Here is a 22,750-nt window from a genome sequence, read left to right as displayed (position 1 = left end):
TGCGGCGATCAGCGCGATGATCACTGAATGCTGCAAGCAGCATTGTCACTGCGAACCGTCTTGGTCTTGCGTCCCGGAAGGTGGGTGTCCGTGTATTCGATCCTGAACTGACAATTGCCCGCCGGATCAACCTCGATCGTCGTGACGAATCTCGAATCCCACCCGCCGCTTAGATCTCGGTTCCGCCATCGTGCGCGCTGGTTGACGATGAGCTTGAATTCCCCGGACGTGGTAGAAACCTCGCCAGTATCGATCCATTCCCCGCCGTCGAGCGCGCCTCTTTCCACAAAACTTCCATTGGGCTCCATTGGCCTCTCTGCGGCATGCGTCCATTGGCCCTTCAGCAGCCACTTCCCGTCCTCTGTCGCCTTGAGGGTCGCTGGCTTGTCGCTCGTAGCGCATTGGCCGGCCGTCGTGCACATCCGATATGACGAAACAGTCAGCGTCCTGGATTTGAGCAAGTCCAGCATGGCCGAACTCGGCGATGCTCCGGCATCGGCCCCAGGCGCTCGGCTGGAGCCGCTGACACCGGAGTCGCGCCATTTCTTTTCCTGCATGCGCTTCTGTGTCAGGGCCTCTCGCTCTTTGACGAGATCATCAATCTTTTGCTGGAGTTCGCGCTCTCTTGCAAGATCTGGGGGAGCGTCCTCGTACTTGTTGCCTTTTAGCGATCCCTTGGGCACGCACTCTCCCCCCGTCGGGGAGAGCTGATTGAAGTGTTCCGGAGGGTTGCGCTTCTCGCACCGACGACAGCTTTCATAGAGATCGTTCAGTTCAGCCGAAATCATCTTGCATGACCAGGTCGGTCCGAACTTCAAGTTCAGATTCTCGGCACGTGTCGGGCCTGAGTCAAACACGCTTGCGCCCAAAACGCCGACGAAAGTCACTGCAATAAACGTCCGCATCGGCCGAATGTCCTCGCTTGAATTTGTTGATGCAGAATCCGCGTGCTAGCCGCCGCACTTCTCGATGGCGGCCCGCCAGCCGGCCGCATCGATCCTGGGAAGCTGGTAGCTGGCCTTCCCGCTCGAGATGGTTAGCGGCGATGCCCGCTCCATCAGGTCGAGCAGTCGTGCCAACATCCGCTCCCAGCGCTTGCCGAACAGCTCTGGGTCCTGCCGCGAGAATCCAAGGTCCCATTGCACGAAATTGGTCGCGTCGTCGTCTGCCGAAATCTCCTCGAATTCACCGACGAGCCTCCTCGACTTGCGGCCGTTGCCGATCGCGATCGTCGCCTTTCCTGCGCGGCCGGCCTCGCCCGGATATCTTGCATGCAGGCCCAGTGCGCGTCCGCAGCCCAGCATGAACGTGATCTTGCCCTGATCCCTGTAGCTCAGCGAGGGAAGATCGCGATTGTCGAATTCGAGCTTCCAGCTTCCCGCGCTGGCGAGAGAAGGAGCAGCGAGGAGAGCCAGAGCAAGGGCGGCGGCCTTCATGGTCACGTCCTCCGCGGGTTCGGAACGATCTTGATGTGCCGTGCGATGGCCTTGATCAGTTCCTGGTCCTCGGCCGTGGTTGGTAGCGCCGGCGGCGGCTTGCCCTCGAGCGCCTGGCCGATCGTATATCGCTCGTCATCCCTGGCCGCGATCTTGTCACGATGGAAGGCAACGATCTCGGCAAAGGGATATCCCAGCTCTTCGGCCGCCAATTCGACAGCCAGCGCCTCGGCGGCCTCCCAGCTGGACGCCCGCCGCAGGACATCGAGGAGGAGCAGGCGGGTGTCGATCGAGGTGATCCGGGGCCCCTCGAGATGACGCGCGGCGCGGAGGCGAAGGGAGGCCGCCTCAGTCGGCTGGTTGGCGTCGTCGGCGACCCAGGCCGCCGACAACGTGCTCAAGAACGCCAACCTTCGCTCGCCCTGATAAGCGTGCTGCGCAGCACGCACCAGGAAGCGGCGCGTGACCGGATCGGGCGAAGGGTCGAGCGAGGCGACGCGGAATTCGTCGCTCTCGAAAAACTTCCGCGCCTTCGCGTCGCCCTTGTCGATATCAGGGGCGACGTAGCCGCAATAGGGGCACTCCTGCAGCCAGCTCCCGATGGTCCAGCGATACATCTTCGGCGGCCTCTGGTCGAGGTCGGGTGAGCCGCGCGAGTTCGAGCTCATGAGCACGGAGTGCTCGGAGGCCTTGCCGCAGCAATAGCATTGCAGCTTCTGGGTGCTGTAATCCGTCATCCGAGGTCCGACCTACGCTCCCCATCGCTTTCGCAAATTGTCGCGCAGCGTCTCCGACGCCTGGACCAGCGTTTCGAGCACGCCTTTCTGACGGCCGCCGTAGAGCACGTTCCGGTTGCCGGCCATGTTCGCGATGCTGCGATAGAAGATCGGCCTGCCGGCATCGAGGAAGGTCCGCAGCACCGCGAAGCCCCGCTCCAGGACCGGCTCGGCCTCGTCCACCCGTTCGTGCGCATAGCCCGCGGCGAGCTCCGCCAGGATCCAGAGCAGGGCCGCAGCGTCGTCTCCATACGTCCGCTCGCAGATCTCGAGCAGCCGCTTCAGCAAGGGCTCGGCGTTCCAGAACTCTCCACAGTCGAGATAGGCCAATATCATGGCTTCGAGGGCCTTCTGAACCTCCAGGCTGTCGGGTCCAAATCGTTCCTCGATGATGTCGAGACCGGCCGCGAAGGCGGTCGCGGCCTTGCGCAGACGTTCGAACCTCACCCGGTGTCGCTCCAGCTTGCTGGAATTGGCGTGGACGATGGCGGCGATGAGCAGCGTCCGGCCTGCTTCCTCGCTTCTCTTCCCGAAGATGGTCTCTTTCAGATGCAGGCTGCGCTGCAGACTGGTTTCGGCCTCCGCCCATTTCGTCAGGCGTGCGCCGATCTCGGTGAGCGCATCGACCGCGGTAGCGACTTCGACGCTGGCCGCGCCGTGGAGCTTCTCGAGGATCGAGATGCTGCGCTCCAGATAAACCCTGGCGCGGGAATAATCTCCGTGGGAGGCCCATCGGCGGGCGATGGCTTCGCATTCCCCGGCGGCTTCCGGACTGTCTTCGCCGAAGAGCTTCGACTTGATCGCCAGCCGCCGCAGTTGAAACGGCTCGACCAGTTTGAAGTCGACGTGACCTGCCCGACCGATCCAGTCATCGAGGTCGCCCATGATGGATTGCGGCCCGTGCAGGCTCTCCTGGATCGAGATGCAGCGGTCGAGAAAGGGGATGGCTTCGACGGGATTTTCACTGCGCAAGATCAACTTGATCAGCGTGCGCAGGGCGGTGACGACCTCGTCGCTGATCGATCCGTGACGCTGTTCCAGCCCGGCGATATGTCGAAGGTGGCTCTCTGCATAGAATGATGCCATGGACCGCCCTGTTCAACTCGGTCGCTCAAAGCCGCATCTTGGCCAGCTTTTCGCCGCGAGCGCGGCTCGGTCGCGAGCCGAAGGCTTTCCGGCACAGCGGCCCGAACGCTTCGACGGATGCTAGCGCGCCGGCCCCGACATCCGCGGGCCTGGCTTCGAAGCTCTTGACCCGCCCGTTCTGTCCGACGATGGCGGTCACATCGCAGAAGAAATCCTCCCGCCGCTCGTCCTGGTCGGCTCCCTCGAAGGAGGCCGTCGTCTTCATTCGCCAGTGGTAGGCCCGGTCCTGGTGCTTGCGGCCGAAAGGGACGATCTGATCAGGGTGGCCGTATTTCTGCATCAGCTCGACGATGGCGGTGCCCCTGAAATCGTCGCGCGATCCCGCCAGCGCGTGCTGGTTCGGAATTGCGACCGTCGACAGAAAAATCACCGTACGAATGAAAGTTCGTTGCAGCATGCCTTTGGCTCTCTAGCAGGCAGGAGAAGGATACTGACTACGTCCCGACAACGCGGTTTGCACGCGCAACTTTCGGCGGAGCATGCAGGGGTCGTCAAGCTTGCCCGGGACGGCAAATGGACGGTGCTCGACGCGCGCAAGAGGGCTCGTCTGCGAGAGCTGCTGACGAAGGATGCGAATGCGACGAGTGCGCTGCGAAGCATCGGACCGTCCTCTCGTGTCTAGGCGCCGCGAGTCGAACTATCGTCACCCTCCGTTCTCGAAGCCGGCTCCGCCAGCGTTGCGTGCCGCCGTAGTCCGAATCCCGCGCACAACAGTGTTACCGGCAGCAGAACGGCCGCCCAGAGATAGAGCTGATTGATCTCTTTCTCCATCCCCTGAATCTTCACGTAGGTCTGGTAGACCGTGTCCTTGGTGAGCAAGAGCTGCAGCTGATTGATCTCCGCCTTTCGGCTCGACAGGAGCGTGCCGAACGTCGCGAGCTCGAAAAAGAGCATCACAACGAATACCCAGCCCCATTTACGCCGGGGCCGGACTTCGATCGCTTCATTCGACGCTAACTGCACAGCTTGTCCCGACAGACGCATGTGTGGCCACCGTTCGCCGATTGCAGCCTCACGCCGCTGATCGATGGAATGAGGAACGTCTGCGGCGCCCGCACGACGAACGATTTGGACGGGCAGACCAGTTGAGGCTGCCCCGTGGACGGCGGCGCGCCGCTCGCGGATGCGTCGATGAATTGCACCGATATGTTGTAGGCCCCGGTGCAGGAGGAGCTGACCTTGTAGCTTGGTGCTCCTGTTTGATCGAACTGTCCCGTCGGCAGGACGGTGATGCAGCGGCAGGTCGTGGCGTCGGGCGGGGTATCGGACAGTGTGCAGGGTCCGCCCCGCCCGAGATACGCCTCCACCCAGCCCCGGCATTGGCGCAGCAGTTTCTGTACCGGCGGATTATGAGCTTGTGCGCTCACCGCCGCATCGAAGGGAGATTCACCGAGCTGCTTATGTGACTCGAAAGTCGATCGCGCGCCACGATCGGTGAGAATCCAGTCGACATTGATCTTCGCCTCGGCTTCGAGTTGCGCGTTGCAGGACCCGTTGGCTCCGGAGCAGCGGTTGGTCGCCGTGTTGCAGGCGCAATCGCGGACGGCGGCCTGACGACAGTCGAGTGCCGCATCGAGGCCGCGCTTCTGGACGCATAGTCCCGTTGTGCGGGTAATGTCGTCCCCGCAGCTTTGGGCCCGCACCGCCTGGGTCCCCAGAATGCAGAAGCCGAGCAGCACGAACAGAAGCCTGATCGGGGCGGAGACGTTACAGCGCGCGATGAAACGCATGCCTATCGACCTGAAATGCCGCTCTCGCGAGAGCGCTGAACTGTCCCGCTGCCTTTCGCATAGGGAGCACAGCGGGCCGCCTCGCCGTAGCCGGGAATCCAGCGGTATTCGCCTGGACCGCAATTGAGCCCCTGCGCCTGATCCGGAGACTGCTCCGAGCCTGTCGCGTCTGGCTGACATGGCTTGGCTTCGGCGGCGGCGCGGCAGGAGACCGCCTTATCCAGATCCCCTGCCATGCACGCGATGACCTGCCTCATGACTTGATCGCCGCAGGAAGCCGCGCTCGCCGGCGCATTGCCAATGAGGATGGCGGTGATGGCGAGAAGCGCGGTTCTCGTCACCAGCACCCCGCCGCCACTCCGGCCTTGTAATAGGCGTCCATGCAATCCTTGAAGGCGCCGGCCTGGCCGGAGCTTCCGCCGCCGATGTTCTGCCAGCTGGACTTGCACTGGTTGTAGGCCTGCCGGATTTGCTGACAGGCCGGCGAGGCCTGGGCCACCTGGACGTTCGAGCGCGGATAGCTCGCCGTCTGCTCCGCGGCCAACGCCTGAGTGGACAGCAGCAGAAGAATGGTCAGCATTGCGGCCTTCATGGATCCCCCCGGTTGTTGAGTCTGTGGCTCAGCCGGTCGGAATCGTAAACGCCCCGCCATTCCTCCTTCATGACCCAAACGGGTCAGGCAGCGCGAATTCGCGCTGCAATCGGCTGACGTGGGAGAATGACCTTGCTGCGCATGGGCGGCTTTGTCGCAAGGGAAGGTGAGGGCCGCAGATGCGGCGGCCGCCCCTTACTTCACCGCCCCAAAGCGGCTGTCGAACGAGTTCGACGACACCACCGGCGCGGCGCCCATGATCTGTGTCGCTTCACCTGCGCCGTCGGACACCGACGGCTTCAGTGTGGGCCGCGTCTGGGCGAGGCGGGTGTCGGGCTTTGCCGGCTCGGTGGGCTTGGCGGCGGCAACAGCCGGCTTCGGCGTATCCTTCGCCGCTTCCTTCTTGTCATGCCCCGGCACGAACCGGGTCACGGCGGCCTTCAGCCTCGATGCAGCGGTCGGCGGCGTCGTGGTCGTCGCGGTCGGAGCGACGGAGGCGGTGGCTTGCGGCGGCGGCGGCGTGGTCGCGGTCGTCTCGGATGAGCCCATGCCCATCTTGCGGCCGAGGTTGGAGAAGAAGCCACCGGATTTTTCTTGGGGCTTTTCGGCAGGCTGAGCGGTGGCGACGCGGGTGCTGGTCGCGGGCGCAGTCACGGCGACGACCGGCTCTTCCTGCGGCGCCGGCGCGGACGCCACGGAATCGAGATTGGGCTTGGGCGGATTGACGTGGCCGGGGATCGTGCCCGGCGCCTTCGCCATCGCCAGCATCTGCAGCGTGGTGCCTTCGGCGCCCTCGGACAGGCCGGTCGAGCCTTCCGGAATCTTGGCGGCGAACACCTTGTTCATGCCGCCGTCGATGCCGGTGTTCATGCGCGCCACCGGCGTGCCCTTGGCAACCAGCCTCGCGTACTCCGCCTCGTCCCTGGCTTGCTTGCCCCGCACGGCGGCGACGACGTCTTCGGGAATCACATAGGCCGGGCACTTTGCCGAGGCGTCGAACACCGGATCGCGCTTCGCATCGGGCGGGCGGGTCGCGTCGAAGACGTATTTCTTCTCGCAGAAATCGACCTTCGGCTCCTGCCGCGTCACCTCGAAATGATCATAGCCTTCCTTGATCATCTTCCAGAACGGCATGTTCGGATTGTTCCGGTGCTTGGCCATGTTCACCGGCGTCATCTTGAACGGATAGGCCTGCAGCTGGAACGCCTTCTGGCCGCCGAAGAAGGATTCGCGGCCGAGCGAATAGATCTCGGCGATCTGCTCGTCCGTCATCGCGTAGCAGCCGCGCGAGGAGCAATCGCCGTGCACCATCAGCTGCGAGCCGGTGCGCCCCAGCGCCTTGTCGAACGCGTTCGGGTAACCCGTGTTGAAGGACAGGTAGTACGCCGATTGCGGATTCATCTGGCTCGGATTGATCGAGTAGAATCCCTCCGGCGCCTGGCGGTCGCCTTCGCGCACCTTCGGACCGAGGTCGCCGGACCAGCGGCAGATCGGATAGGTCTTGAGCAGCGCGAACTGGCCCGAGCGGGTCTGCTTCCAGACCTCGAGCTCGGCCTCCTGCTTGAACAGGCGCACCAGGATCGGCGATTGCAGATCCATGTCCTTCTCGACCATCGCGGCGAGCAGCTTCGGCGGCACCGGCTGGTTGGCCTTGGCGTTGGTCGCGAGCGAGACCTGGTCGGTGTCGCAGCCGGACAGCAGAACGCCAGCCGTCATCAGCGCAACCGAAGCCAAAAGCGCGCGAGCAAGCGAACGAGAAATCAAGATGGACCCCACACCGTGCCGGGCAGAAAGCGCGAACCCCAAATCGTTTGGCGCATGATCCGACCGGAGAACCGGGCCCGTCACGACGGGCTTTTTCAGCTCACGCCCCAGCGCTTATGCCCTGAAGCCATTGATTAAAATTCTAACCTCTGGGTCATGTGGTCGCAACCCGAGCGGGGATCACGAGCCCGTTGGCCCATCGGCATGGTCAACGAAGACTGAATCGACGCGACTTGGATCGTACTTTTGGGCCTTACTTGGGACGGAACTTGGGCCTTTCGGCCCGACCAGGACTCAGATCGCTGATTTGGGCAAAAAAAGGGTTAACGCGGGGTTACCGGAGGGCTCCGGGGGAGGTGCCGTAGGGTGGGCAAAGGCGCACTTGCGCCGTGCCCACGCGCCGTTTGTACGATCGCAAAATCGTGGGCACGCTGCGCTTTGCCCACCCTACGGCACCGAATCCAGGCGAATCAGCCCAGTTTCCGGCCGATATCGAGGAATTTCTGCCGACGCTGCTTGCGGATGGCATCCCTGTCGAGGCCACGCAGCTCGTCGAAGGCCTTGGCGATGGCCTCGCCGGTGGTTGCGATCATGGCGGCGGGGTCGCGGTGGGCACCGCCAACCGGCTCCTTCAGGATGCTGTCGATCACCCCGAAGCGGAGCATGTCCTGGGCGGTGATCTTCATGTTGTTGGCGGCTTCCTGCGCCTTGGTGCCGTCGCGCCAGAGGATGGAGGAGGCCGCTTCCGGCGAGATCACGCTGTAGATCGCATGCTCCAGCATCAAGACCTTGTTGGCGGTGGTGATGGCGATGGCGCCCCCCGACATGCCCTCGCCGGTGATGATGGCGACGTTCGGCACGGTCAGCGCCAGGCAGGCGTCGGTCGAGCGCGCGATCGCCTCGGCTTGTCCCCGCTCCTCGGCGCCGATGCCGGGATAGGCGCCGGCGGAATCGGCCAGCGACAGCACGGGAAGGCCGAACCGCTCGGCCATCTCCATCAGCCGCACGCATTTGCGATAGCCTTCGGGCCGCGCCATGCCGAAATTGTGCTTGATGCGGCTCTCGGTGGAATCGCCCTTTTCCTGGCCCATCACGCAGATCGCCTCGCCGCGGAAACGGCCGAAGCCGGCAACCAGCGCCTCGTCCTCGCCGAACTTGCGGTCGCCGGCGAGCGGGGTGAATTCGGTGATCAGGCCCTTGATGAAGTCGTTGAAATGCGGCCGCTGCGGATGCCGCGCGACCAGGGTCTTCTGCCAGGGCGTCAGGTTTTGATAGAGATCGGCCAGCGCCTGCGCCGCCTTGTCCTCGATCTTCCCGATCTCCTCGGAGATGTCGGTGCCGGAGGCCGCTAACGTCCTGAGCTCGTCGACCTTGGAGTCGAGCTCGGCGACGGGCTTTTCGAAGTCGAGATAGCTGCGCATCTGGTCTTGCATCAACTCAATATAGGGGGGCGGGGCTCGAGAGCGAAGCGAGGTCGGGGCCGCGGAAAGAAGTGTAACGTCTTCAAGGGCTTGACCTGTGCGCCCGCGGGAGCGCGCCAAATCACGAATGAGGCCCCGGCTCTTTCTGCGGAGATGTGGCCGAAGTCAAGGCGGTTTCGACCGTTGCCCGTAGCGCTGCGCTCCATCCGGGCTGCGGCAGCGTCACTTCTCCGCCAGCGGGTGCAGGTCGCGCACGAGGCTCTTCAGCCGCTCCTCGACCACATGGGTATAGATCTGGGTCGTTGAGATGTCGGTGTGGCCGAGCAGGGTCTGCACGATGCGCAAGTCGGCACCATTGTGCAGGAGGTGGCTGGCAAAGGCGTGGCGCAGCACGTGCGGGGAGACCAGGCGGGCCTGCAGGCCGGAGGCGACCGCGAGCTCCTTCAAGTCGCGGGCAAAGTGCTGCCGCGTCAGATGTCCGCTCTCGCCGAACGAGGGAAACAGCCATTTCGACGCGGCGAGGCTGTCTTTCTTCTTCTCGCCCTTTGCAGCCTCCGTCGCCGCGAGATAATCCGCCATCGCCTGCCGCGAGGCCTCGTTGAGCGGCACCAGGCGTTCCTTGTTGCCCTTGCCGCGAACCACGATCATGCGCGCATCGCGCTTGGCCGCCGTGCGCGGCAGCGCCACCAGCTCGGAGACGCGCAGGCCCGTGGCGTAGAGCACCTCGAGCAGGCAATAGAGCCTCAAAGACCGCAGCCGCTTCGCCGGCGAGGCATCCTCCGCCTCGCTCAATTCCTTGGCGCGGCGGAGCATGCGGTCGACATCTGATATCGACAGCACTTTCGGCAGGCCGCGGCCGCGCTTGGGGCCGGACAGGATCGCGGCGGGATCGTCGCCGCGAATGCGCTCGTTGAGCAGGAAGCGGTAGAGATGCCGCATCGCCGACAGCCGCCGCGCCACGCTGGTGGATTTGAAGCCGCGGGTGTCGAGGTCGGCGAGATAGTCGCGCAGCGTCTGCGTCTCGGCGTTCGCAAAGCTGTGGCCGACGCGGCCCAGAAACTCCGAGAAATCGGTGAGGTCGCGGCGATAGGCGTCGAGCGTGTTGGGCCCGGCACCCTGTTCCGCCGCGAGCATGTCGAGGAACAGGCCGGTGAGCTTGGCGTCTGAGGGCGGGTTGCGCATGCCCTGGAGGCTAGCTCCTATTTCTTGAGAAACTTATCCGGCGGAATCGTCACCGTCATTTCCCGCGACTTGGGACTGACGAAATTGGCCAGTGCGAAGACCACGCCATAGACGATGCCGGCGATCACGGCGACGACCGTCAGGAAGCGGAACAGGCTTGGCATCGGCAGGATCTCGGGAGCAGGTCCAGGTCAGGGCTGGGCGGGCAAATTAACCAATGAAATCATCCAACATGTTCGCCGTTTCGTGGCAAGAGTCCTCTGGCGAGGGCCCCCTCGGGGTCGTATAGGTGGCCAAAGCTGCCGCCTTTGGCGGCAGATCGAGCGAGATCCAGTCGAGCGAGACATGTCCGACGCCGCGTTGCCGATACCAGCTTCGCCCGAAGCCGACATCCTGTCGGCGCTCGGGGCGCGCTCGATCGTGCTCGTCGGTATGATGGGGGTGGGCAAGTCCACCATCGGCCGTCGCATGGCTCTCAGGCTCAAGCTGCCCTTCGTCGATGCCGACACCGAGATCGAGACGTCGGCCCAGATGACCATCCCGGAGATCTTCGAGCGCCATGGCGAGCTGTATTTCCGTGACGGCGAGGCGCGGGTGATCGCGCGGCTGCTCGACGGCGGACCGCTGGTGCTGGCGACCGGCGGCGGTGCCTTCATGCGCGAGGAGACGCGCGCGCGCATCGCGGCCAAGGCGATCTCGATCTGGCTGCGGGCGGACCATGACGTTATCATGCGCCGCGTGCGCCGCCGCGCCGACCGCCCGCTGCTGCAGACCGCCGATCCCGAAGGGACGGTGACGCGCCTGCTCACCGAGCGCGAGCCGATCTATGGCATGGCCGATCTCACCATCGCATCGCGCGACGTTCCGCACGACAGAATCGTCGAGGAGTGCATCGCGGCGTTGCGCGCCCATCTTTGCGGCGGGCATGCCGCCCAGCCCCCTGCCGACGTCGCGAGTGCGTTAAGATGACTGCCCCGTTGAAACATTCCGATCCCGTCACCGTCGACGTCGCGCTCGGCGATCGCGCCTATGACATCGTCATCGGTCGCGGCGTGCTGGCCTCGATCGGCGAACGGATCGCACGCCTGCGCCCCGGCGTGCGCACCGCGATCGTGACCGATCGCACCGTCGCAAAACACTGGCTCGAGCCGGCGGAGGCTTCGCTCGCAGCCGCCGGCGTTCCGACCTCGCGCGTCGTGGTCGAGGAAGGCGAGATCTCCAAGACCTATGCGGGCCTGGAAAAGGTCAGCGAGGCCCTGATCGCCGCTCGAATCGAGCGCAACGATCTCGTCATCGCGCTCGGCGGCGGCGTGGTCGGCGATCTCGCCGGCTTTGCCGCGGCGATCCTGCGTCGCGGCGTCGATTTCGTGCAGGTGCCGACCTCGCTGCTGGCGCAGGTCGATTCCTCCGTCGGCGGCAAGACCGGCATCAACTCGCCGCAGGGCAAGAACCTGCTGGGGGCGTTCCACCAGCCGGTGCTCGTCATCGCCGACACCGCCGTGCTCGACACGCTGTCGCCGCGCCAGTTCCGCGCCGGCTATGCCGAAGTCGCCAAATACGGCGTGCTCGGGGACGAAGCCTTCTTCTCCTGGCTGGAGAAGAACCATTCCGACATCTTCACGGGCGGCTCGGCGCGCGAGCACGCGATCGCGACCTCCTGCCGCGCCAAGGCGGGCGTGGTCTCGCGTGACGAGCGCGAGACCGGCGAGCGCGCGCTGCTCAATCTCGGCCACACCTTCGGTCACGCGCTGGAAGCCGCGACCGGCTTCTCCGACCGCCTGTTCCACGGCGAAGGCGTTGCCATTGGCATGACGCTGGCGGCGCAGTTTTCGGCGAAGCTCGGCATGATCGGCGAAGCCGATGCAACACGCGTCGAGCGGCATCTGATCGAGGCGGGGCTGCCGACACGGCTGCAGGACATCGCAGGGTTCGCGCAGGAAGGGCTCGCCGATGCGGACGCGCTGATGGCCCTGATGGCGCAGGACAAGAAGGTCAAGCGCGGCAAGCTCACCTTCATCCTGCTGGAAGCCGTCGGGCGCGCCGTGATCGCAAAGGACGTGGAGCCGGCGCCGGTGCGCGATTTCCTGAAAGCGAAGCTCGCGCAAAAGGCTTGATGCGCGATTGAACTTCTGTTGAGTGGTGCATGGACTGGCTCGGATTCACCATCGTCATTCTCTGCCTGCTCGTCTCGGGCTTCTTCGCCGCGAGCGAGACTGCGCTGACCGGCGCCTCGCGCGCCAGCATGCTCCGCCTCTCCAAGCAGGGTAATCGCGACGCCGACGTCGTCTCGCAGCTGCTCGACATGCGCGAGCGCCTGATCGGTGCGCTGCTGCTCGGCAACAACATCGCCAATATCGGCGCCTCGGCGCTGGCGACCGGCATCTTCACCTCCTGGTTCGGCGATGTCGGCGTGCTCTACGCCACCGGCGTGATGACGGCGCTGGTCGTGATCTTCGCGGAAGTCCTGCCCAAGACCATCGCGATCAACGCGCCCGACCGGATGGCGCTCGCGGTCGCGCGGCCGATGCGGCTGACGATGTACGTGCTGGGGCCGCTGCTGCGCATCGTCGAAGTCATCGTTCGCCTGCTGATGCGCCTGTTCGGCCTCGCCGGCGAGCACCAGGCGATCCTGTCGCCGACCGAGCGCCTGCGTGGCGCGGTCGACCTTTTGCATCACGAGGGCAAGTTCGAGAAGCAGGACCGCGACATGCTCGGCGGCCTGCTGGACCTGCGCGAGCTCCAGGTCTCGGACGTCATGATCCATCGCACCGAGATGATGATGATCAACGCCGACCTGCCGCCGGAAGAGCTGGTGCGCGAGGTGCTGGCGACCGAATACACCCGCATCCCGCTCTGGCGCGAGAAGCCGGAGAACATCATCGGCGTGCTCCACGCCAAGGATCTCCTCCGCGCGATCCGCGCCTCCGACGGCGATACCTCGCGCATCGACGTCTCCACCATCGCCCTGCCACCCTGGTTCGTGCCGGAGATGCGGCCCGTCTCCGAGCAGCTCAAGGCCTTCCGCCGGCGCAAAACCCATTTCGCCCTGGTCGTCGACGAGTACGGCGAAGTCGAGGGTCTCGTGACGCTGGAAGACATTCTGGAGGAAATCGTCGGCGACATCTCCGACGAGCACGACGTCGTGGTCGCCGGCGTGCGGGCCCAGCCGGACGGCTCGGTGGTGGTCGACGGCTCGGTGCCGATCCGCGATCTCAACCGCGCCATGGACTGGCATCTGCCCGATGAAGAGGCAACGACGGTCGCCGGCCTCGTCATCCACGAGGCGCGCTCGATCCCCGACCGCGGCCAGAGTTTTACGTTCCACGGCTTCCGCTTCCGCGTTCTCCGCCGCGAACGCAACCGCATCACCGCGCTCCGTATTTCACCGGTGCCGCGCGAGGCGGAGCTGGAAGAGGCCAAGCCGCGACGGGCGGGGACGTCGTTTTAGTTTTTTCTTACCCTCCCCTGGAGGGGGAGGGTCGATCGCGCGTAGCGCGATCGGGGTGGGGTGATCTCTCCACACGCACACTGTTGCATGGAGAGGCACCGTCACCCACCCTGCTACGCATTGCGCTACGCTTCATGCGTAGCGACCCTCCCCCTCCAGGGGAGGGTAAGCGGGATCACGCTTCCCCCGGCGCCTTCGCCTGGATTGCCAGTGCGTGCACGCTGCCGGCGAGTTCCGCAGCCAGCGCCGCATTTATCAGGCGATGGCGCTCGACCCGGCTCTTCCCTTTGAAGGCGTCAGACACAATATGGACGCGGTAGTGCGTCTCCCCGCCCGGCCGATGGCCGGCATGGCCCTCATGCAAATGTGACTCGTCGACGACTTGCAGGCTTTCCGGCGTGAAAGCTTCCTGCAACTTGTTGCTGATAGTGTCGCGCATAGCCATGTTGTGCCATTCGGGTGCAGAGATCACGCCCCGTTAATTGCCGGGTTTGCGGCGAATTGCAATGTCAAGACTTGAAGGTTTTTGCATTGCGTAGTCAAAGTCAGCCATGCCAATCGATTCATCAAAGTTCTTCGACTCCATCCGCGTGAAGCCGCGGGGCAAGCAGCCGGAAGTGAAGCCGCGCGACACCGCGGTCGGCTGCGAGTGGGCCGGATGCCAGAACAAGGGCGCGCACCGCGCGCCGAAGGGCCGCGATAACCAGCGCGAGTACTGGCACTTCTGCCTGGACCACGTGCGCGAGTACAACCAGAACTACAATTTCTTCTCGGGCATGAACGCCGACGCCGTCGCGCGCTACCAGAAGGATGCGCTGACCGGCCACCGCCCGACCTGGAAGATGGGCGCCAATGGCGGGAAGAAGGGTGCGGAAGCCGAGATCGACATGGCGTCCGATCCCTTCAGCATGTTCTCCGAGATCAACGGCCGCGCCAGCTGGCGCAAGGGCCCCGAAGCCGCGCCCAAAGCCGAGGCGCGCAAGGTGATGAACGCCGAGCGCAAGGCGCTTCAGGTCATGGGCCTTGGTCCCAGCGCCACGCTCGCCGACGTCAAGAGCAAGTACAAGGCGCTGGTGAAGCAGCACCATCCCGATGCCAATGGCGGCGACCGTTCCACCGAGGACCGCCTGATCGAGATCATCAAGGCGTATAATTATCTGAAGACGGTGGTGCGGGAGGCCTGAGGCCTTTGCGCTGTCGTCCCGGCTTTCGCCGCGACGACAGTATCGTAGGGTGGGCAAAGCGAAGCGTGCCCACGCATTTTTTTGCAATCGAGAGAGATCGTGGGCACGGCGCAAGTGCGCCTTTGCCCACCCTGCGATCGCTCAATGCTGAGCGGTATCACCCCTCCGGCATCGCCCCCACATAGGACGAGCTCGGCCGGATCAGCCGCCCGGTCCGCTGCTGCTCGCGCGCATGCGCGGTCCAGCCCGCGGCGCGCGCGACCGCGAAGATCGGCGTGAACGCCTGCCGCGGAATCGCCAGCGCATCGAGCAGGATTGCGGTGAAGAACTCGACATTGGTCTCCAGCGGCCGCTCCGGATTCTTCTTGCGCAGCGCGCTGCGGATATAGGCCTCGACCTCGCCGGCGAAGGGCAGGTCGGTGCCGTTGGAGGCGAGCGCCTCGACCGCGGTCTTGAGCACGTCGGCGCGCGGGTCGCGCACGCGGTAGACGCGGTGACCGAATCCCATCATCCGCTCGCCGCGCGCCAGCGCCGCATCCACCCAGGGCTGGATGCGCTCGCGCGTGCCGATCGCGTCCAGCATTTCCAGCACCGGCTCCGGCGCGCCGCCGTGCAGCGGGCCGGTCAGCGCGCAATAGCCTGCGGTGACGGCTGCGAACAGATCAGCCTGCGTCGAGGCCACCACGCGCGCGGTGAAGGTCGAGGCGTTCATGCCGTGGTCGCTGGCGGTGACGAGATAGGCATCGAGCGCGGTGATTTCGCGGGTTTCAGGCGCCCGCCCGTGCAGCATGCGCAACGTATCGGTCGCGTGGCTGACATTGGGATCGGGGGCGACCGGCTCTAACCCCTTGGCGCGCCGGACCAGCGCACCCGCGATCACCGGAAACGCGCCGACGATGGTCGCCTCGTGCTCGAGCCCGTGCTCGGCGCGAAGCCCTGCGACCGCCGCGCGAAACCCGTCGATGACGCCCATGCCGCGCGTTGCCGGCAGCAGGTCCGGCAGGCGGGCGAAGGCGCGCTCGCGCGCAATGCCGAGGCTCGCCCGCACATTGGCTTCGGTGAGGGCGGTCTTGCTGGCGCCGTTCCAGAGCCGGGCGGTGACGCCCTCGAAGCTCGACTTGGCGGCGAGGCGTCCGACGTGCTCGCCGGCGATGATCAATTCGCCGCGCTCGCCGTCGACGTGGCTCAGCACGGTTTCGGCCGCGGGAACGCCGTCCAGTCCGATCTGGCTTTTGGTGAGGTGGATATTCATGGCCCAATCTCCCTTTTTGCACTGCACGGGCGGAAAGGTCGGGCCTCTCGACAGATTGATCAATCTTGATTACATAAATCAATATGAATAATTCTGAAGGTCTCTACCTCTCGGCCAGGGAGGCCGCCGCCGAGCTCGCGATCTCGCCGGCCACGCTCTACGCCTATGTCAGCCGCGGCCTGATCCGCTCCGAGCCGACGCCGGATTCGCGCAAGAACCGCTACCGTGCCGAGGATGTCAGGGCGCTCAAGGAGCGCCGCGTCCCGTCGCCGGAGCCGCGCGGCTTGCGCAGCTTCGACGCCGATCTGCCGGTCATGGACACCGAGATCTCGACAATCACCGAGGAGGGCGCGATCTATCGCGGCGTCAATTGCGTCGATCTGTCCGAGAGCGACACGCTGGAGCACACCGCGACGCTGCTTTGGGATGTCTCCGACGTCGATCCGTTCGCACCCGACAATCAGCCCGCGCTCTCCGAGGAGATGCGCATCATCGGGCAAGCCGCGCGCCGGGCCGCGCCGATCGACCGCGCCATCGCCGTGCTCGCACTGGCCGCGAGCGTCGATCCCCGGGCCTTCACCCGCGCGCCGGATGGCCGCGCGATGGTCGGCGGGCGTATCGTCCGTCTTCTCGTCGCGACCATGCTCAATTCAGAGCCGTCATCCGAGCCGCTGCATCAGCAGATCGCGAAGGCCTGGGCGGCGGACAACAAGCACGCGCCCGATCTGATCCGCCGCGCGCTGGTGCTGCTCGCCGATCACGAGCTGAACGCCTCGACCTTCACCGCGCGCTGCGCAGCATCGACCGGCCTGAACCTCTACGATGCCGTCATCGCCGGTCTCGCCTCGTTGAAGGGGCCGAAGCATGGCGGCGCCAGCGTGCTGGCCTCGCAGCTCGTCAAGACGCTGATCGATCGCGACGTCGCCCCAGTCGTGCGCGAGCGCGTCGCGCTCGGCGAACGCTTTGCCGGGTTCGGCCATGGCGTCTACAAGCGCGGCGATCCCCGCGCGCAATCGCTGCTCAACGCGCTGTCGCGCGCTGGCGCACCGCGCAAATTCACCCGCGAGGTGCCGGAGCGGATCGCGGAAGCCACCGGCGAGTTCGTCAACATCGACTATGCGCTGGCGGTGCTGGTGCATGCGCTGCGGCTACCGGCCGGCAGCGAGCTCGCCCTGTTCGCGATGGCCCGCAGCGTCGGCTGGATCGCGCATGCCAGCGAGCAATTGCAGTTCGGCAAGCTGATCAGGCCACGCGCGAGGTATGTCGGGCCGGCGCCGGGGAGGAGGGTGGGAGCTGGTTAGAAGCTCCGTCGCATCGTCCTTCTCCGCTGTCGTCCCTGCGCACGCAGGGACCCATGCCGCGTGATCCATCAGTCGCGATCGATAGGCGTACCGAACGACGAATTTTCGCCAAACACCTCCCTGTGGTAATGGGTCCCTGCGCCCGTGCGCAATTGCGCACTAGGCAGGGACGACACCTGTTATGTGGTGCCGCCTAACCCCGCGGCTTCGCTTCCGCGACGCCGCCGTTGCGCCTCCGATAGATCCACACCGCCAAGCCGCCGACGATCGCCACGGCCACCACCGTCAGCATCCAGATGTGCTTGCCGACATGCCCATGGTGATGGAGCCCGGCATATTCGTGCAGGGCCGACACCGCCAGCACGCCCGGCAGCACATGGGCGGGCGCCCAGACCAGGATCGCCGGGATGTTCACCGCGTAGAATTTTGCCGGCGCCATCCCGAGCGCGCCTGATGTCACCGGCACGAAGGCGCGGATCGGGGGCACGAAGCGGGCGAAGAACACGGCCCAGGTGCCGAAGCGGTGGAAGAAGCTCTCGCTCTCGGCGACCACGCGGGGATAGTTGGTCAGCGGCCAGGTGTTGAGGATCTCGCGCTGGCGCCGGTGCCCGATCCAGTAGGCCGAGCCGTCGCCCAGCACGGCGCCGCTGGCTGCCGCGAGCAGCACCCATGGCAGCGCCAGCTCGCCGCCCGGAACCAGGGCGCTCAGCGCCAGGATGATGGTCGAGCCGGGGATCACCGATCCCACCACCGGGACGGCCTCGAGCAGGGCCGCCAGGAAGAGGGTCAGATAGGCCAGCCACGGATGGGCGGACACGAAGGCGATGAGTGGATCGAGAAAGGACGTCACGTCGTCTCTGATGGGCTGGAGCTCTGGGCTTTGGACCCTACATAAGTAACGTGAAGCGGCCAAAGTGCCATCGGGACGGGGCCGGGCAAGGCCCGCCCGAATTTGGGCGTGATTCGCAAGGCAGCCCTCCAAAAACTGCGTTCCTGGCCTATCTAAATGAAAAGACAACGGAACTTTGATTGGCGGGCGGGCTTCTGCCGGCCACTTGTCTCTGATAGGTTTAGTTTCAGCACCCAGCCGCAGCCAACGTGCGAATAACCGGTTTCGGGACCGCCCGGGACCTCGGAGGATTGATGACGACCGCCGCCATGTCCAAAGTTGAGGAAGTTTCCGGTCTGCCCGACATGAAGGTGTCGGTGCGCCAGGTGTTCGGGATCGACAGCGATCTCGAAGTGCCCGCCTATTCCGCAGTCGATCCTCACGTGCCCGAAGTCGATTCCGACTACCGCTTCGACCGCGCCACCACGCTTGCCATTCTCGCCGGCTTCGCCCGCAACCGCCGCGTGATGGTGACCGGCTATCACGGCACCGGCAAATCCACCCATATCGAGCAGGTCGCGGCCCGCCTGAACTGGCCCTGCGTGCGCGTCAACCTCGACAGCCACATCAGCCGTATCGACCTCGTCGGCAAGGACTCGATCGTGGTCCGCGACGGCAAGCAGGTCACCGAATTCCGTGACGGAATCCTGCCCTGGGCGCTGCAGAACAACGTCGCGCTGGTGTTCGACGAATACGACGCGGGCCGCCCGGACGTGATGTTCGTGATCCAGCGCGTGCTCGAAGTCTCGGGCCGCCTGACGCTGCTCGACCAGAACAAGGTGATCAAGCCGCACCCGGCGTTCCGCCTGTTTGCCACCGCCAACACGGTCGGCCTTGGCGACACATCGGGCCTCTATCACGGCACCCAGCAGATCAACCAGGGCCAGATGGACCGCTGGTCGATCGTCACCACGCTGAACTATCTCAGCCATGACGAGGAAGTTGAGATCGTGCTGGCGAAGGCCAAGCACTATCGCACCAGCGAGGGCCGCGACATCGTCAACAAGATGGTGCGCCTTGCCGACCTCACCCGTAACGCCTTCGCCAACGGCGATCTGTCGACGGTGATGAGCCCGCGCACGGTGATCACCTGGGCCGAGAACGCCGACATCTTCAGCGATATCGGTTTCGCCTTCCGCGTCACCTTCCTCAACAAGTGCGACGAGCTCGAGCGTCCGCTGGTCGCCGAATTCTATCAGCGCTGCTTCAACGCCGAGCTGCCGGAATCGGCGGTCAACGTGGCGCTCAGCTGATCCAACCACGATGTCGTCCCGGACCAGCGAACGCAGTGAGCGCCGATCCGGGACCCATAGCCCCAGGCCGGGGTTATGGCGCGAGCTGGCAGTTGCCACCCTTCGCCAAATGACGCCCTGTGGTTATGGGTCCCTGCGTTCGCAGGGACGACAGTTCAAGCTGAGCTTGGGACGACGGTGAGATCGAGATGAGCACCACCTCAAACTCCAAATTCCGTAACACCAAGGAAGCGCCGACCGAGCCGTTCAAGCGCTCGGTCGCCTCCTGCCTGAAGGCGATCGCCAAGTCGCCGGAGCTCGACGTCAGCTTCGCGGCGGAACGCCCCGGGTTGGCGCCGGGCAAAGCCCGCTTGCCCGAACCCGCGCGAAAAATGACCAAGCGCGATGCCGCGATCGTGCGCGGTCACGCCGACTCCATCGCGCTCAAGATCGCCTGTCACGATGCCAAGCTGCATCGCAAGCTGATGCCGGGCAATCCGCAGGCCCGCGGCGTGTTCGAGGCGGTGGAGCAGGCCCGGGTCGAGGCGATCGGCGCGCGCCGCATGGCGGGCGTTGCGAAAAACCTCACCGCGATGCTCGACGACCATTTCCATCGCGGCAAGTTCGACGAGATCACCGACCGCGCCGATGCGCCGCTCGCGGACGCGCTGGCGATGCTGGTGCGCGAGCGCCTGACCGGCATGGCGCCGCCGACGGCCGCCAAGAAGATGGTCGATCTCTGGCGCCCCATCCTCGAGGACAAGATCGGCAAGCGGCTCGACCGGCTCGATACCTTCGTCGAGGACCAGACCAAGTTCGGCGATGCCGTGCATGACCTCCTGACCGCGCTCGAGCTCGGCGACGAGCGCAACGCCGACAGCGAGGACGATGACGACAACGACGAGAACCAGGACGGCGACAACGATCAGTCCGGCGCCGAGGGTTCGCCCGATTCCGATGCCGCGCAGGAAATGAGCGCCGACCAGGCGCAGGCGTCCAGCGAGGAGATGAGCGAGAGCGCGATGGAAAGCGCGCAGGCCTCGACCTCCGACACGTTCGACGACGGCGAGCTCGGCGACGACGAGACGCCGGGCGAGGCGACACGTCCGAACCAGCACGGCAAGAACGAGCCGCGCGGGCCGGAATACCACGCCTTCGCGCCCAAGTTCGACGAGGTCATCGCGGCCGAAGACCTCTGCGACCATGACGAGCTGGAGCGGCTGCGCGCCTATCTCGACAAGCAACTGGCGCATCTGCAGGGCATCGTCGCCCGTCTCGCCAACCGGCTGCAGCGCAAGCTGATGGCGCAGCAGAACCGCGCCTGGGAGTTCGATCTCGAAGAGGGCATCCTCGACCCCGCGCGCCTGTCGCGCGTCGTCACCGATCCCTATCACCCGCTGTCCTTCATGCACGAGAAGGAGGCGACGTTCCGCGACACCGTGGTGACGCTGCTGCTCGACAATTCCGGCTCGATGCGCGGACGGCCGATCACGGTCGCCGCGACCTGCGCCGACATTCTCGCCCGCACGCTGGAGCGTTGCGGCGTCAAGGTCGAGATCCTGGGCTTCACGACGCGCGCCTGGAAGGGCGGGCAATCGCGCGAGGCGTGGCTTGCCGCCGGCAAGCCGGCCAATCCCGGCCGCCTCAACGATCTCCGCCACATCATCTACAAGTCCGCCGACGCCCCCTGGCGCCGTGCGCGGAAGAATCTCGGCCTGATGATGCGCGAGGGCCTGCTGAAGGAGAACATCGACGGCGAGGCGCTCGACTGGGCGCACAAGCGCCTGCTCGGCCGGCCCGAGCAGCGCAAGATCCTGATGATGATCTCGGACGGCGCGCCGGTCGACGATTCCACGCTGTCGGTCAATCCCGGCAATTACCTCGAGCGGCATCTGCGCCACATCATCGAGGAGATCGAGACCCGTTCGCCGGTCGAGCTGATCGCGATCGGCATCGGCCATGACGTGACGCGCTACTATCGCCGCGCGGTGACGATCGTGGATGCGGAAGAACTCGGCGGTGCGATCACCGAGAAGCTCGCCGAACTCTTCAGCGAGACCAACACCGCACCCACCCAGCCGGCCGGTCGCCCGCGACGCAAATTGCATTCGTGAGCACGCAACCATCCCGCCGCAGCTTTCTCAGGCACGCGGCGGCGGGATTCTCCACTCTCGCCCTCTCTCGCGGCGCGCTGGCGCAAGCTCCGGCCGAGCCGCCGGCGCGGCCGCTTCAGGTCGAGAACGCCGTCACCGACCCCGTCAGCGTCGAGGTCAACGCGCGCCCCATTCCCAATTTCGAGCCGCGCGACCGCACGCGCACACGCTTCGGCTCGCTGGAATACCGCAGCGGCCTGGTGCTGACCTCGCGCTATCGCGGCTTTGGCGGCCTGTCCGGCATCCGGCTCGATGCCAAGGGCGAGCGCTTCCTTGCGGTCTCCGACCAGGGCGGCTGGTTCACCGGGACCATCCGCTATGCCGGCGGCAGGATGGTCGGCCTCGACGACGTCGAGGCTGCGCCGCTGCTGGGGGCCGAGGGGCGGCCGATCACGGAAAAGCGGCTGTGGTGGGATTCGGAATCGATCGCGCGCGACGGCAATGTCGTCTATGTCGGGCTCGAGCGCGTCAACCAGATCCTGCGCTATGATTTCTCCAAGGGCGGCACGCGCGCGCGCGGCGAGGTGGTGCCGGTGCCGGCGGGCGTGCGCAAGCTGCCGTCGAACAAGGGGCTGGAGGCGCTGGTCGTCGTGCCCCAAGAAAAGTACAAAGGCAAAGACCAGACCATGCCGCTGGCCGGCACGCTGATCGCCTTCTCCGAGCGCGGGCTCGACCATGACGGCAACCTCACAGCCTTCCTGATCGGCGGCCCGTCGCCCGGCCAGTTCAGCGTGCGCCGCACCGAGAAATACGACATCAGCGACGCCGTGCTCTTGCCCTCCGGCGAGCTCCTGATCCTCGAACGCAAATTCTCCTGGTTCACCGGCGTCAACATCCGGATCCGATCGATCCCTCTGAAATCGATCGTGCCGGGCGCGCTGGTCGACGGTCCCTCGCTGTTCGCCGCCGATCTCGGCCACGAGGTCGACAACATGGAAGGCATCGACGCCCACGTCACGCCCGAAGGCGAGACCGTGCTGACGCTGATCTCCGACGACAATTTCTCGATGCTCCAGCGCACCCTGCTGCTGCAATTCACGCTGGCGGAGTAGGCCGAGCTGTCACCCCAATCTCTGCTGTCGTCCCTGCGAACGCAGGGACCCATAACCACAGGGAGTGGTTTGGCGACGATTGGTCGTTCGATACTCCTATCAGCCACGACCGATAGATCACGCGGTGATGGGGTGGACGGCCCCCTACGGCATCAGTGTGCCAGAATGAGGTTGTCAGACACCCATTCACAG

At 65.3% G+C, this 22,750-nt stretch carries 24 protein-coding genes; 8 read left to right on the top strand and 16 right to left on the bottom strand.

Annotation, left to right across the window (positions count from 1 at the left end; all coding sequences use genetic code 11):
* Nucleotides 1-20 precede the first annotated feature (20 nt).
* From CO669_RS33970 to CO669_RS33910, 13 genes are all read right to left on the bottom strand, one after another.
* A complete protein-coding gene (locus CO669_RS33970) occupies nt 21-905 on the bottom strand; it encodes a hypothetical protein (protein ID WP_097666359.1) in 885 nt (294 codons plus the stop codon).
* 45 nt (nt 906-950) lie between these two features.
* A complete protein-coding gene (locus tag CO669_RS33965) occupies nt 951-1,436 on the bottom strand; it encodes a hypothetical protein (RefSeq protein ID WP_097666361.1) in 486 nt (161 codons plus the stop codon).
* A gap of 2 nt (nt 1,437-1,438) precedes the next feature.
* Nucleotides 1,439-2,173 carry a hypothetical protein gene (locus CO669_RS33960; RefSeq protein WP_097666363.1) on the bottom strand — a complete coding sequence of 245 codons (735 nt, stop codon included), beginning with the start codon at nt 2,171-2,173 and terminating at the stop codon, nt 1,439-1,441.
* 12 nt (nt 2,174-2,185) lie between these two features.
* Nucleotides 2,186-3,298 (bottom strand): tetratricopeptide repeat protein, encoded by a 1,113-nt coding sequence (locus CO669_RS33955; RefSeq protein ID WP_097666366.1) that lies wholly within the window; start codon nt 3,296-3,298, stop codon nt 2,186-2,188.
* A 25-nt stretch (nt 3,299-3,323) separates the two neighbouring features.
* Nucleotides 3,324-3,755 carry a hypothetical protein gene (locus CO669_RS33950; protein WP_097666879.1) on the bottom strand — a complete coding sequence of 144 codons (432 nt, stop codon included), beginning with the start codon at nt 3,753-3,755 and terminating at the stop codon, nt 3,324-3,326.
* Nucleotides 3,756-3,976: 221 nt separating this feature from the next.
* On the bottom strand, nt 3,977-4,342 hold the full coding sequence (locus CO669_RS33945) for a hypothetical protein (protein WP_143278776.1): 366 nt from the start codon (nt 4,340-4,342) through the stop codon (nt 3,977-3,979).
* Nucleotides 4,312-5,088: a hypothetical protein gene (locus CO669_RS33940; protein ID WP_097666372.1), complete on the bottom strand. Its 777-nt coding sequence runs from the start codon at nt 5,086-5,088 to the stop codon at nt 4,312-4,314. The genes CO669_RS33945 and CO669_RS33940 overlap by 31 nt, the downstream gene beginning before the upstream one ends.
* 2 nt (nt 5,089-5,090) lie before the next feature.
* Nucleotides 5,091-5,435, bottom strand: a complete 345-nt coding sequence (locus CO669_RS33935; protein WP_097666374.1) for a hypothetical protein — start codon at nt 5,433-5,435, stop codon at nt 5,091-5,093.
* Nucleotides 5,426-5,668, bottom strand: coding sequence for a hypothetical protein (locus CO669_RS33930; protein WP_097666376.1), 243 nt, complete (start codon nt 5,666-5,668; stop codon nt 5,426-5,428). Before CO669_RS33930 ends, CO669_RS33935 begins: the two co-directional genes overlap by 10 nt.
* Before the next feature lie 207 nt (nt 5,669-5,875).
* Nucleotides 5,876-7,396 carry a L,D-transpeptidase family protein gene (locus CO669_RS33925; RefSeq protein ID WP_245444617.1) on the bottom strand — a complete coding sequence of 507 codons (1,521 nt, stop codon included), beginning with the start codon at nt 7,394-7,396 and terminating at the stop codon, nt 5,876-5,878.
* Between the two features lie 518 nt (nt 7,397-7,914).
* Nucleotides 7,915-8,877, bottom strand: a complete 963-nt coding sequence (locus CO669_RS33920) for an acetyl-CoA carboxylase carboxyltransferase subunit alpha (protein ID WP_097666380.1) — start codon at nt 8,875-8,877, stop codon at nt 7,915-7,917.
* A gap of 210 nt (nt 8,878-9,087) precedes the next feature.
* A complete protein-coding gene (xerD, locus tag CO669_RS33915; protein ID WP_097666382.1) occupies nt 9,088-10,047 on the bottom strand; it encodes a site-specific tyrosine recombinase XerD in 960 nt (319 codons plus the stop codon).
* A 17-nt stretch (nt 10,048-10,064) separates the two neighbouring features.
* Nucleotides 10,065-10,211: a hypothetical protein gene (locus CO669_RS33910; protein WP_014439243.1), complete on the bottom strand. Its 147-nt coding sequence runs from the start codon at nt 10,209-10,211 to the stop codon at nt 10,065-10,067.
* Between the two features lie 181 nt (nt 10,212-10,392).
* Here CO669_RS33910 and CO669_RS33905 point away from each other — a divergent pair, with 181 nt between their 5' ends.
* The 3 genes from CO669_RS33905 to CO669_RS33895 are packed head-to-tail and all read left to right on the top strand — an operon-like array spanning nt 10,393 to nt 13,495.
* Nucleotides 10,393-11,016 carry a shikimate kinase gene (locus CO669_RS33905; RefSeq protein ID WP_198964377.1) on the top strand — a complete coding sequence of 208 codons (624 nt, stop codon included), beginning with the start codon at nt 10,393-10,395 and terminating at the stop codon, nt 11,014-11,016.
* The gene (gene aroB, locus CO669_RS33900) at nt 11,013-12,161 is read left to right on the top strand and encodes a 3-dehydroquinate synthase (protein WP_097666386.1); all 1,149 of its coding nucleotides are present in this window, start codon (nt 11,013-11,015) and stop codon (nt 12,159-12,161) included. Before CO669_RS33905 ends, aroB begins: the two co-directional genes overlap by 4 nt.
* Nucleotides 12,162-12,190: 29 nt before the next feature.
* Entirely contained in the window at nt 12,191-13,495 is a 1,305-nt protein-coding gene (locus tag CO669_RS33895; RefSeq protein ID WP_097666388.1) for an HlyC/CorC family transporter, read from the top strand.
* Between the two features lie 175 nt (nt 13,496-13,670).
* Here the strand turns inward: CO669_RS33895 and CO669_RS33890 are convergent, their stop codons facing one another.
* Nucleotides 13,671-13,940 carry a BolA family protein gene (locus tag CO669_RS33890; protein ID WP_097666390.1) on the bottom strand — a complete coding sequence of 90 codons (270 nt, stop codon included), beginning with the start codon at nt 13,938-13,940 and terminating at the stop codon, nt 13,671-13,673.
* Nucleotides 13,941-14,046: 106 nt separating this feature from the next.
* On the opposite strand from CO669_RS33890, the gene CO669_RS33885 reads away from it, so the two are divergent.
* Entirely contained in the window at nt 14,047-14,679 is a 633-nt protein-coding gene (locus CO669_RS33885; RefSeq protein WP_097666392.1) for a J domain-containing protein, read from the top strand.
* Between the two features lie 157 nt (nt 14,680-14,836).
* Here CO669_RS33885 and CO669_RS33880 read toward each other — a convergent pair whose 3' ends face one another.
* The gene (locus tag CO669_RS33880; RefSeq protein ID WP_097666394.1) at nt 14,837-15,931 is read right to left on the bottom strand and encodes a citrate synthase/methylcitrate synthase; all 1,095 of its coding nucleotides are present in this window, start codon (nt 15,929-15,931) and stop codon (nt 14,837-14,839) included.
* An 83-nt stretch (nt 15,932-16,014) separates the two neighbouring features.
* Between CO669_RS33880 and CO669_RS33875 the strand changes: the two genes are divergently transcribed.
* Nucleotides 16,015-17,232, top strand: coding sequence for a citrate/2-methylcitrate synthase (locus CO669_RS33875; protein ID WP_097666396.1), 1,218 nt, complete (start codon nt 16,015-16,017; stop codon nt 17,230-17,232).
* A 193-nt stretch (nt 17,233-17,425) separates the two neighbouring features.
* Here the strand turns inward: CO669_RS33875 and CO669_RS33870 are convergent, their stop codons facing one another.
* Nucleotides 17,426-18,082 (bottom strand): DedA family protein, encoded by a 657-nt coding sequence (locus tag CO669_RS33870; protein WP_097666398.1) that lies wholly within the window; start codon nt 18,080-18,082, stop codon nt 17,426-17,428.
* Nucleotides 18,083-18,390: 308 nt separating this feature from the next.
* Here CO669_RS33870 and cobS point away from each other — a divergent pair, with 308 nt between their 5' ends.
* The 3 genes from cobS to CO669_RS33855 all read left to right on the top strand — a co-directional run bounded on the left by cobS (nt 18,391) and on the right by CO669_RS33855 (nt 22,558).
* The gene (gene cobS / locus CO669_RS33865; RefSeq protein WP_502694546.1) at nt 18,391-19,374 is read left to right on the top strand and encodes a cobaltochelatase subunit CobS; all 984 of its coding nucleotides are present in this window, start codon (nt 18,391-18,393) and stop codon (nt 19,372-19,374) included.
* A 188-nt stretch (nt 19,375-19,562) separates the two neighbouring features.
* Nucleotides 19,563-21,467, top strand: coding sequence for a cobaltochelatase subunit CobT (cobT, locus tag CO669_RS33860; RefSeq protein ID WP_097666402.1), 1,905 nt, complete (start codon nt 19,563-19,565; stop codon nt 21,465-21,467).
* Nucleotides 21,464-22,558: an esterase-like activity of phytase family protein gene (locus CO669_RS33855; RefSeq protein ID WP_097666404.1), complete on the top strand. Its 1,095-nt coding sequence runs from the start codon at nt 21,464-21,466 to the stop codon at nt 22,556-22,558. Before cobT ends, CO669_RS33855 begins: the two co-directional genes overlap by 4 nt.
* Nucleotides 22,559-22,750 lie beyond the last annotated feature (192 nt).

The organism is Bradyrhizobium sp. Y36, from assembly GCF_002531575.1.
Classification (GTDB): domain Bacteria; phylum Pseudomonadota; class Alphaproteobacteria; order Rhizobiales; family Xanthobacteraceae; genus Bradyrhizobium.
This window is presented reverse-complemented; position numbering and strand designations above follow the sequence as displayed.

Excerpts from the sequence above, each read along its gene's own strand:
- CO669_RS33910 (WP_014439243.1), bottom strand. The coding sequence starts at position 10,211 with ATGCCAAGCCTGTTCCGCTTCCTGACGGTCGTCGCCGTGATCGCCGGC.
- CO669_RS33885 (WP_097666392.1), top strand. The coding sequence starts at position 14,047 with ATGCCAATCGATTCATCAAAGTTCTTCGACTCCATCCGCGTGAAGCCG.
- CO669_RS33940 (WP_097666372.1), bottom strand. The coding sequence starts at position 5,088 with ATGCGTTTCATCGCGCGCTGTAACGTCTCCGCCCCGATCAGGCTTCTG.
- CO669_RS33880 (WP_097666394.1), bottom strand. The coding sequence starts at position 15,931 with ATGAATATCCACCTCACCAAAAGCCAGATCGGACTGGACGGCGTTCCC.
- cobT (WP_097666402.1), top strand. The coding sequence starts at position 19,563 with ATGAGCACCACCTCAAACTCCAAATTCCGTAACACCAAGGAAGCGCCG.
- CO669_RS33970 (WP_097666359.1), bottom strand. The coding sequence starts at position 905 with ATGCGGACGTTTATTGCAGTGACTTTCGTCGGCGTTTTGGGCGCAAGC.
- CO669_RS33890 (WP_097666390.1), bottom strand. The coding sequence starts at position 13,940 with ATGGCTATGCGCGACACTATCAGCAACAAGTTGCAGGAAGCTTTCACG.
- CO669_RS33895 (WP_097666388.1), top strand. The coding sequence starts at position 12,191 with ATGGACTGGCTCGGATTCACCATCGTCATTCTCTGCCTGCTCGTCTCG.
- CO669_RS33905 (WP_198964377.1), top strand. The coding sequence starts at position 10,393 with ATGTCCGACGCCGCGTTGCCGATACCAGCTTCGCCCGAAGCCGACATC.
- CO669_RS33930 (WP_097666376.1), bottom strand. The coding sequence starts at position 5,668 with ATGCTGACCATTCTTCTGCTGCTGTCCACTCAGGCGTTGGCCGCGGAG.
- cobS (WP_502694546.1), top strand. The coding sequence starts at position 18,391 with ATGTCCAAAGTTGAGGAAGTTTCCGGTCTGCCCGACATGAAGGTGTCG.
- CO669_RS33955 (WP_097666366.1), bottom strand. The coding sequence starts at position 3,298 with ATGGCATCATTCTATGCAGAGAGCCACCTTCGACATATCGCCGGGCTG.
- xerD (WP_097666382.1), bottom strand. The coding sequence starts at position 10,047 with ATGCGCAACCCGCCCTCAGACGCCAAGCTCACCGGCCTGTTCCTCGAC.
- CO669_RS33875 (WP_097666396.1), top strand. The coding sequence starts at position 16,015 with ATGAATAATTCTGAAGGTCTCTACCTCTCGGCCAGGGAGGCCGCCGCC.
- CO669_RS33945 (WP_143278776.1), bottom strand. The coding sequence starts at position 4,342 with ATGCGTCTGTCGGGACAAGCTGTGCAGTTAGCGTCGAATGAAGCGATC.
- aroB (WP_097666386.1), top strand. The coding sequence starts at position 11,013 with ATGACTGCCCCGTTGAAACATTCCGATCCCGTCACCGTCGACGTCGCG.
- CO669_RS33925 (WP_245444617.1), bottom strand. The coding sequence starts at position 7,396 with ATGACGGCTGGCGTTCTGCTGTCCGGCTGCGACACCGACCAGGTCTCG.
- CO669_RS33965 (WP_097666361.1), bottom strand. The coding sequence starts at position 1,436 with ATGAAGGCCGCCGCCCTTGCTCTGGCTCTCCTCGCTGCTCCTTCTCTC.
- CO669_RS33960 (WP_097666363.1), bottom strand. The coding sequence starts at position 2,173 with ATGACGGATTACAGCACCCAGAAGCTGCAATGCTATTGCTGCGGCAAG.
- CO669_RS33950 (WP_097666879.1), bottom strand. The coding sequence starts at position 3,755 with ATGCTGCAACGAACTTTCATTCGTACGGTGATTTTTCTGTCGACGGTC.
- CO669_RS33920 (WP_097666380.1), bottom strand. The coding sequence starts at position 8,877 with ATGCAAGACCAGATGCGCAGCTATCTCGACTTCGAAAAGCCCGTCGCC.